Raw genomic sequence first — 8,105 nt, 5'->3', positions numbered from 1 at the left:
CCCGGGCATCGCCGCGCGGCCCTCGCTGCGCCGCATGACCGTGCCGGCCGGCAGCTTCCGCGGGCAGGATTCGGCGATCGAGACCGTGGGCTCGTGGAGCCTCGTCCTCGCCCGGCCGGGCCTCGACCCCGAGGCGGCCCACCGCCTGGTCGCGGCGATCGGACGGGCCGGCGCCGGGCTGGCCGGACGCCTGCCGCAGGGACGCGACAGCGATCCCGCGAACCTCGCCGCCACGGTGCCGGCGGGGAGCCTCAACCCCGGGACGGCGCGGTACCTGCGCGAGATCGGCGCGGCGCGCTGAGCCGCCGGCCCGGGGCAGGTCCCCGTCGGCGCATCCTCGATCGGGCTCGAACCCCGTGATCCGCGATGCGGTCGGGCATCCGGCGCAGCGTCGGCGCGCGAGGTTCCGGCCGGCGCCGCCTGCGGCCGATCATGTGGCCCGGGGGCCTGTGGCGCGGCCGGCCCGAACGTCGCGGTCGCGAGATCCCCGTGCACGACGCGCGATGCGAGAAATTCGCGCGCCTGCGCGCATCGCGCGCTTGTGGAGCCCTCGGGGACGAGGTTAGGAAATCTTGCTGAACGAACCGTAAAGGCCTCCCCGCAGCGCGGCGGATCCGTCAGGCGCCGTTCAGCCAGCCCCTGGCATAAGTCCCGTCGCGCCAAGCGTTTGGGAGCCCGGTGCTCGGGACTCCCGAATTCACCGTTCCGGCGATCGGACGGAGCGCGACGGAAGAAGGAAGACCCGGACCGCAGCCGCGGACCGGGTTCGAGGGGGAAGAGCGCGCTGGGCCCGGACAACACGGGGCGCGCCTGAGGTCGGTGTTCGGAGCTGACATGTCGCTGTTTCGTCTGTACGCGCGCGTTCTGAGCCTTCTGGGCAACGACAAGCGGCTCGCCATCGGCCTCGGGTTCGCCAACGTCGCGCTGGCGGTGGCGGCCTTCGCCGAACCCCTGATCATGGGCCGCATCATCGACGGGCTGACCCACCTCAAGCGCGGCGGCAACGGCCTGCAGACCATGCTGCCGCTGATCGCGGCCTGGGTCGCGTTCGGCTTCTTCACCATCGCGGCAGGCGTCGCCATTGCGCTCCACGCCGACCGGCTAGCCCACCGCAATCGCCTCTCCACCATGGCGAACTACTTCGAGCACGTCCTCGACCTGCCGCTCGCCTTCCACTCGGCGAACCATTCCGGCCGCGTGCTGAAGGCGATGCTGGAGGGCACCAACGGCATGTCGGCCCTGTGGCTCGGCTTCTTCCGCGACCACTTCGCGGCCCTGGTCTCGCTCGGCGTGCTGCTGCCGATGACGCTGTTCGTGAACTGGCAGCTCGGCTCGATCCTGCTCGTGCTGGTGCTGGTCTTCACCGCGCTGACCACCTTCGTCATGCGCCGCACCGAGACGCTGCAGGGCGAGGTCGAGTTCTACAATTCGGGCCTGGCCGCGCACGCCTCCGACGCGCTCGGCAACGTCGCCGTGATCCAGTCCTTCACCCGCGCCAAGGCCGAGAAGGACGCGATGCGCGACATCATCGGCAACCTGCTCGCCGCGCAGATCCCGGTGCTGTCGTGGTGGGCGCTGGCCAACGTCGCGACCCGCGCGTCGGCCACCATCACCATGACCGCGGTGTTCGTCACCGGCATCATGCTCTACCAGGCCGGCCAGACCTCGGTCGGCGAGGTCGTCGCCTTCATGAGCCTCGCCACCGCCCTGGTGACGCGCCTCGACCACGTGGTCGGCTTCGTCAACGGCCTGTTCCAGCAGGCGCCGAAGATCGCCGAGTTCTTCACGATCTTCGACACGGTGCCGGCCGTCCGCGACCGCTCGCACGCCGTCCAGGTCGCCCGCTTCGCCGGCGAGGTCGAGTTCGAGGGCGTCGGGTTCTCCTACGACGGCCGCCGCAAGGCGCTCGACGGGGTGTCGTTCGCGGCCCGCGCCGGCGAGACCATCGCGCTCGTCGGCACCACCGGCTCGGGCAAGTCGACGACGCTGGGCCTGCTGCACCGCAGCTTCGACCCGGGCGCCGGCGCGATCCGCATCGACGGGATGGACATCCGCGACGTCGCGGTGTCGTCGCTGCGCCACAACATCGGCGTGGTGTTCCAGGAGCCGATGCTGTTCGCCCGCTCGATCCGCGAGAACCTCCAGGTCGGCCGCCCGGACGCCACCGATGCCGAGATGCTCGACGCCCTGGAGCGCGCCCAGGCCTCCGCCTTCATGGCGCGCCAGCCCGACGGCCTCGACACGGTGATCGGCGAGCGCGGCCGCTCGCTCTCGGGCGGCGAGCGCCAGCGCCTCTCGATCGCCCGGGCGATCCTGAAGAACCCGCCGATCCTGATCCTCGACGAGGCGACGAGCGCGCTCGACGCCGCCACCGAGCGCCGCCTGCAGGGCGCGCTGGAAGCCGTGATGGAAGGCCGCACCACCTTCGTCATCGCCCACCGCCTCGCGACGATCCGCAACGCCGACCGCATCCTGGTCTTCCACGAGGGCCGCATCGTCGAGAGCGGCACCTTCGACGGCCTGGTCGCGCAGAACGGCCGCTTCGCCGAGCTCGCCCGGGCGCAGTTCATGGCCGCCGAGGCGGACGAGGGCGAAGCGGTGCTGGCTCTGGCGGCCTGAGGTCGAGCCGAACCACCGGGACCGCGCTTCCGCGCGCGCGGTCCCGGACTTCGAGCGCCGATATAGCGATATGCTATAGGTAGACCTTGAAGCGAATTGCCTACGGCAAGGCCGCCCTCAAGACCCTGAGCCGCATGCCGACCAACGTGTCGGCGATGATTCGTTCGAAGCTCACGCAGTACGCAGCCGACCCGGCAGCGCAGGCCCACAACGTGACGCGCCCGAAGAACATGGCCAGCGCCTGCCGGCTCCGGGTGGGCGACTGGCGGGTCCTGTTCACCGAAGACGGCGAGATCGTCGCGATCATCAAGGTGACGCCCCGGGGAAGCGCCCACGATTGAGCGGTCGATCCCGACGATTCCCGCGCCATCGCGCCCGACCGAAGAGGACGTTGCCATGAACGCGCATCGCTTCACGACACCGGCCGGCGAGCGACTCGTGATCCTGAGCGAGGCCGACTACACCGCGCTGACCCAGGCCGCGGAGGACGCGGCCGACCAGGCCGCCGTCGCGCAGTTCCGCCTGAAGTTTGAGACCGGCGAGGAGGAGCTGATCCCCGCCGAGGTCGTGGACCGGCTGCTCGGCGGCGACAACCGCATCCGGGTCTGGCGCGAGCATCGCGGGCTCACGATGGCGGCGCAAGCCGGCATCGCCCAACCGTTCCTCTCGCAGATCGAGACCGGCAAGCGCGACGGCACCGTGGAGACCCTTCGGAGGATCGCGGACGCCCTCGCGGTCACGCTCGACGACCTCGTCGGCTGACGCCGGCGCGAGCGGCCAAAAGAAAACGGCCCGCCTCCCGTTTCGGGGAAGCTGGCCGGATGAGGTTTCGGATCACATGGAGTCCTGGGGCCAACAGCCCGAGGCGGACTCGGTTCCCGGCAAAGCGTCTCGTCCTAGGCAACCGGCGGACGCGCCTGGCGCGCGTGCATCCGCGCCCGCAGCCGGCTGCGCTTGGCCGCGATCACGGTGCCGTTGATCTCGCCGCCGAACAGGAACATCGCCGCGAGCCAGTACAGGAACACCAGGAACACCATCGCGGTGGCGAGGCCGCCGTAGGTCGAGGCGTAGGCGTTCGAGAAGCGGTCGAGGTAGAACCCGAAGCCGAGCCCGGCGAAGAACCACAGCAGCAGCGTCACGCCGATGCCCGGCAGCACCGCCAGGAACGAGCGCCGGCCGGCGGCGACGAACTTGTGGGCGATGATCAGCACCGCGGCGAGCAGCAGCGCGGTGATGCCGATCCGGGCGATCGCGACGGTGAGGCCCAGGGGCTCGAGCCCCGGCGCGACGAGAACGACGTTGCGCCAGATCAGCGGGCCGAGCACCACCAGCAGCGCGAAGGCCAGCATCGCGCAGGCGCCGCAGACGACGTAGCCGATCGATTCGAGCCGGGTCAGCCACCACGGCCGCATCTCGCGCAGGCCGTAGGCGCGGTTCAAGCCCACCCGCAGGCTCTCGACGCCGGAGGACGAGAAGTACAGCGCCAGCAGCGCGCCGACCGTCAGCACCCCGCCGCGCTGCTCGGTGAGCACCCGGTGGACCTCGCCGACGATCGGCTTGGCGACCTCCCGCGGCCACGCGTCGAAGATTAGCAGGCCGGCCTCGTCGGCCAGGGACTTGGTGCCGAGCAGCCCCGCGAGCGCCGCGAGCAGGATCAGGAACGGGAACAGCGAGGTCAGGATCGACAGCGCGATGTGGCTCGCGATCGCCCAGCCGTCATGGGAGACGAAGCGCTGCGCGGCGATGCCCGCGACCTCGAGGGCGGTGCGGAGGGGTTTCATGCCGCCCTCCCCGCTCCCCGCACGCGGGGAGAGGGCTTTGCCGACCACGTCGTCGGCAAAGCGAGGCGGCAGCCGATGGTGAGGGGGCGTCGACGGAGGAGGCTCTTTCGGGGCCGCCCCCTCACCGCCGCTCCGGCTTCGCCTGCGCTTCCCGCACGGACGACGAGGTCCGTGCGGGCCTCTCCCCGCGTGCGGGGCGAGGGGATGCGCGGTGATCGCCGAGATCCTTCCGTCAAAGCGTGTGTCACGTGCGGCGATGCTACCCGATGGAGGATGCGTTTTTTGGGATACGTGATCGCGTTCCCGTCCCCGTCAACGCGTCGAGGGCCGGGGGGCGGCGTTCGGTGCCGGGGTGAAGCCTTCGGGCAACGGCGGGGCGCCCCCTGTCCCGGGGCGGGGGCGCCCCGGCTTTTTCGGTTGTCAGCGCGGACGGCGCGTGCTGCCTGCGCGGCACCATGCCCGCCCTCCTCGCAAACGTCCTGATCCCGAGCCTGTTCGTCCTGATCTGGGCGACCGGCTTTATCGCGGCCCGGTTCGTGGCTCCCCATGCCCAGCCTCTGCCCTTCGTGGCGTTGCGGGTGATCGGCGTGGCCCTGGTGCTCGGCGCGATCGCCCTCGCGCTTCGCGCCCGCTGGCCGCGGACCCGCGCGGGATGGCGCGACGCGATGGTCGCGGGCGTGCTGATGCAGGGCTGCTACATCGTCGGCGTGTTCTGGGCGATCCATCGCGGCCTGCCCGCGGGAATCGCGGCCCTCGTCGGCAGCCTGCAGCCGCTGGCGACGGCGATGCTGGCCGGGCCGGTGCTCGGCGAGGCGGTGAGCCTGCGCCGCTGGTGCGGAATCGGGCTCGGCTTCCTCGGGGCCGGGCTCGTGCTCGCCCCGAAGATCGGCGCCGCCGACCCGGCCGGCATCCCGCCGGTCGCGCTCGCCGCCTGCGCCGGCGCGGTCGCCGCGATCACCCTGGGCACGCTCTGGCAGAAGCGCACCGGCGCCGACGCCGACCTGCTGGCCACCGCGACCCTGCAGTTCGTCGGCGCCTGCGGCGTCGCGGTGCCGCTGGCGCTGCTGTCGGGCGACGGCCTCGCCGTGCCGCCGCTGCTGCCGGTCTGGCTCGGGATGGCATGGTCGGTGCTGGTCAGCTCCGTCGCCGGGATCCTGCTGCTGCTCGTGCTGATCCGGCGCGGCGCGGTGGCCGGCGTCTCGGCGCTGCTGTTCCTGGTGCCGCCGGTCTCGGCGACCATGGCCTACCTGATGTTCGGCGAGGCGCTGACCGGGCTCCAGGTCGCCGGCATGGCGGTGGCCGCGATCGGCGTCGCGGTGGCGAACCGGGGCTAGGCGAGAGGGCGCGGCGACGGCACCCGCCACGGCGCGCCGGTTTCGCCAACCGGTTGCGGCGTTGAGGAAAATTGCACGCGACTGGATAGAAAATTCAAGACGAATTGCGGCTCCGAGCCTCAAGAATTTGCTACGTCCCGGTGGATCGGGCCTATATTGCTCGCAACCGGAAACGTTCAGACGAAAGTGCCAGCCATGTCCGCTTCGCCCGCCTTCCAGCCTGAGCCGCAGGATCTCGTCGCCCTCACGCAGGCCGCCGGCGAATCCGCGAAACGTCTCGTCGCCGAGGCGACCCGCCGGGTCCGCACCCGCGTGCTGGGCACGGACGGCAAGGTCGACGCCGCCAAGCTGGAGGCCGAGCAGCACGCCGCCCACGGCCTCGCCTGGATCGCCACCTACGGCGAGGCGGTGCGCGAGCTCGGCACCTACGCCGCCAACCTGCGCGCGGCCGGCCGCCTCGGCGAGACCGAGACGCTGCTCGTGAAGATCGGCGCGGGCGAGTACCTCGAGCAGATGGTCTCGGGCATCCCGATGAGCCAGGGCGAGATGGTGCGCCCGGTCGGCTCGCTCGGGCTCACCGCCCGCGAGGTGCAGCAGTTCCGCACCGACGCGGTCGAGGCGCTGATCGCCGACGGCAACACCCCGGAGAACCGCGCCGCCCTGGTCCAGAAGATCCGCGACGGCGTGGCGTCGGCCACCGTCGGCGATTCCGGCCTCGACGAGGACATGGAGGCGATCCGCTCCGAGATGCGCCGTTTCGGCAAGGCCGAGGTGGTGTCCCAGGCGCACGAGTGGCACCTCAAGAACGACTACATCCCGATGGAGATCGTCACCAAGATGGCCGAGCTCGGCGTCTTCGGCCTGACGATCCCGGAGGAATACGGCGGCATGGGCCTGCCGAAGATCTCGATGTGCGTCGTCTCCGAGGAGCTGTCGCGCGCCTATATCGGCGTCGGCTCCCTCGGCACCCGCTCGGAGATCGCCGCCGAGCTGATCCTGTGCGGCGGCACCGAGGAGCAGAAGCAGCGCTTCCTGCCCAAGATCGCCTCGGGCGACATCCTGCCGACGGCCGTGTTCACCGAGCCGAACACCGGCTCGGACCTCGCCTCGCTGCGCACCAAGGCGGTGAAGGACGGCGAGACCTGGAAGATCTCCGGCAACAAGACCTGGATCACCCATCCCGTCCGCGCCGACATCATGACGGTGCTGGTCCGCACCAAGCCCGAGGAGAAGGGCCACCGCGGCCTGTCGATGCTGATCGCCGAGAAGCCCCGCGGCACCGACGCGGAGCCGTTCCCGGTCCAGGGCCTCACCGGCGGCGAGATCCACGTGCTCGGCTACCGCGGCATGAAGGAGTACGAGCTCGCCTTCGAGAACTTCGAGGTGCCGGGCAACAACCTCCTCGGCGAGGTCGAGGGCAAGGGCTTCGCCCAACTGATGCAGACCTTCGAGTCGGCCCGCATCCAGACCGCGGCCCGCGCCATCGGCGTCGCCCAGTCGGCCCTCGACCTCGGCCTTCGCTACGCCGAGGAGCGGATGCAGTTCGGAAAAGCCCTGATCAGCTTCCCGCGGGTCGCCGACAAGCTTGCGATGATGGCGGTGGAGATCAACATCGCCCGCCAGCTCACCTACTTCTCGGCCCGCGAGAAGGACGAGGGCAAGCGCTGCGACCTCGAGGCCGGCATGGCGAAGCTCCTCGGCGCCCGCGTCGCCTGGGCGGCGGCCGACAACGCCCTGCAGATCCACGGCGGCAACGGCTTCGCGCTCGAGTACGCCGTCAGCCGCGTGCTCTGCGACGCCCGCATCCTCTCGATCTTCGAGGGCGCGGCCGAGATCCAGGCCCAGGTCATCGCCCGCCGCCTGCTCGAGGCGGCGTGAGACGACGCCCGGGCCGGGAGACGGCCCGGGCACCGCTCGGATCTTCCCGCCCCCCCAAAATCGGGCCCGCCCGAACCGGGGGCACGCGGAATCGGGCACGCAAGCGATGCGGATTCCGGGCAAGCCCGTGATCCGTCGAGGGGAGGGACGCGTGGACGCGTCCGCTCCGAAACGGCCCCGGCCGGACAGCGGCCACGCCCGCAATCCGGATCAGGGGTGCAGCCTCGGCTTACCGCGGCGCCGGCTCCGGCGGGCGCCGCGCATCCTCACCGGTGCCGGGGGCGGCCACGGCCTTCGTCTTCCGGTCCCCGCGGTTTCGCGGCTGACGGAACCGGTCGTCGCCCGGCGACGGACGGCGCGCGAGGCTCACGGCGCGGCGATCGCGGCGACCTGCGGCGCCTCCGTCAGGAGCAGCCCCCGCACCTCGGCCGCCGCCTCGCGGGCCGGGCGGTCCAGCGCCTGCCGCAGCGCCGCGATCCGGGCCGCGCAGCGC

Annotated in this window: 7 protein-coding genes; 6 read left to right on the top strand and 1 reads right to left on the bottom strand. The window is 71.6% G+C overall.

The genetic code is table 11. The features are described 5' to 3' along the window. The 4 genes from FV227_RS26985 to FV227_RS26970 form a co-directional block, all read left to right on the top strand. Positions 1 to 301, top strand: a 301-nt coding sequence (locus tag FV227_RS26985) for a TAXI family TRAP transporter solute-binding subunit (RefSeq protein WP_281407538.1), incomplete at its 5' end; no start/stop codon positions are given. A gap of 533 nt (positions 302 to 834) precedes the next feature. Next, a complete protein-coding gene (locus FV227_RS26980) occupies positions 835 to 2,619 on the top strand; it encodes a glucan ABC transporter ATP-binding protein/ permease (protein ID WP_147728370.1) in 1,785 nt (594 codons plus the stop codon). 86 nt (positions 2,620 to 2,705) lie between these two features. Next, the gene (locus FV227_RS26975; RefSeq protein WP_147860326.1) at positions 2,706 to 2,960 is read left to right on the top strand and encodes a type II toxin-antitoxin system RelE/ParE family toxin; all 255 of its coding nucleotides are present in this window, start codon (positions 2,706 to 2,708) and stop codon (positions 2,958 to 2,960) included. A 55-nt stretch (positions 2,961 to 3,015) separates the two neighbouring features. Further along, positions 3,016 to 3,381, top strand: coding sequence for a helix-turn-helix transcriptional regulator (locus tag FV227_RS26970; RefSeq protein ID WP_147728372.1), 366 nt, complete (start codon positions 3,016 to 3,018; stop codon positions 3,379 to 3,381). Positions 3,382 to 3,515: 134 nt separating this feature from the next. On the opposite strand, the gene FV227_RS26965 is transcribed toward FV227_RS26970, so the two are convergent. Further along, positions 3,516 to 4,400, bottom strand: coding sequence for a YihY/virulence factor BrkB family protein (locus tag FV227_RS26965; protein WP_147844290.1), 885 nt, complete (start codon positions 4,398 to 4,400; stop codon positions 3,516 to 3,518). A 455-nt stretch (positions 4,401 to 4,855) separates the two neighbouring features. On the opposite strand from FV227_RS26965, the gene FV227_RS26955 reads away from it, so the two are divergent. After that, the gene (locus tag FV227_RS26955; RefSeq protein WP_147860325.1) at positions 4,856 to 5,734 is read left to right on the top strand and encodes a DMT family transporter; all 879 of its coding nucleotides are present in this window, start codon (positions 4,856 to 4,858) and stop codon (positions 5,732 to 5,734) included. 195 nt (positions 5,735 to 5,929) lie between these two features. Then, positions 5,930 to 7,612, top strand: a complete 1,683-nt coding sequence (locus tag FV227_RS26950; RefSeq protein WP_147729428.1) for an acyl-CoA dehydrogenase family protein — start codon at positions 5,930 to 5,932, stop codon at positions 7,610 to 7,612. Positions 7,613 to 8,105 lie beyond the last annotated feature (493 nt).

The sequence above is a fragment of the Methylobacterium sp. WL119 genome (assembly GCF_008039875.1).
Taxonomy (GTDB): Bacteria; Pseudomonadota; Alphaproteobacteria; order Rhizobiales; family Beijerinckiaceae; genus Methylobacterium.
The sequence above is the reverse complement of the archived record's forward strand: the minus strand, read 5'-3'. Positions and strand labels throughout refer to the sequence as shown.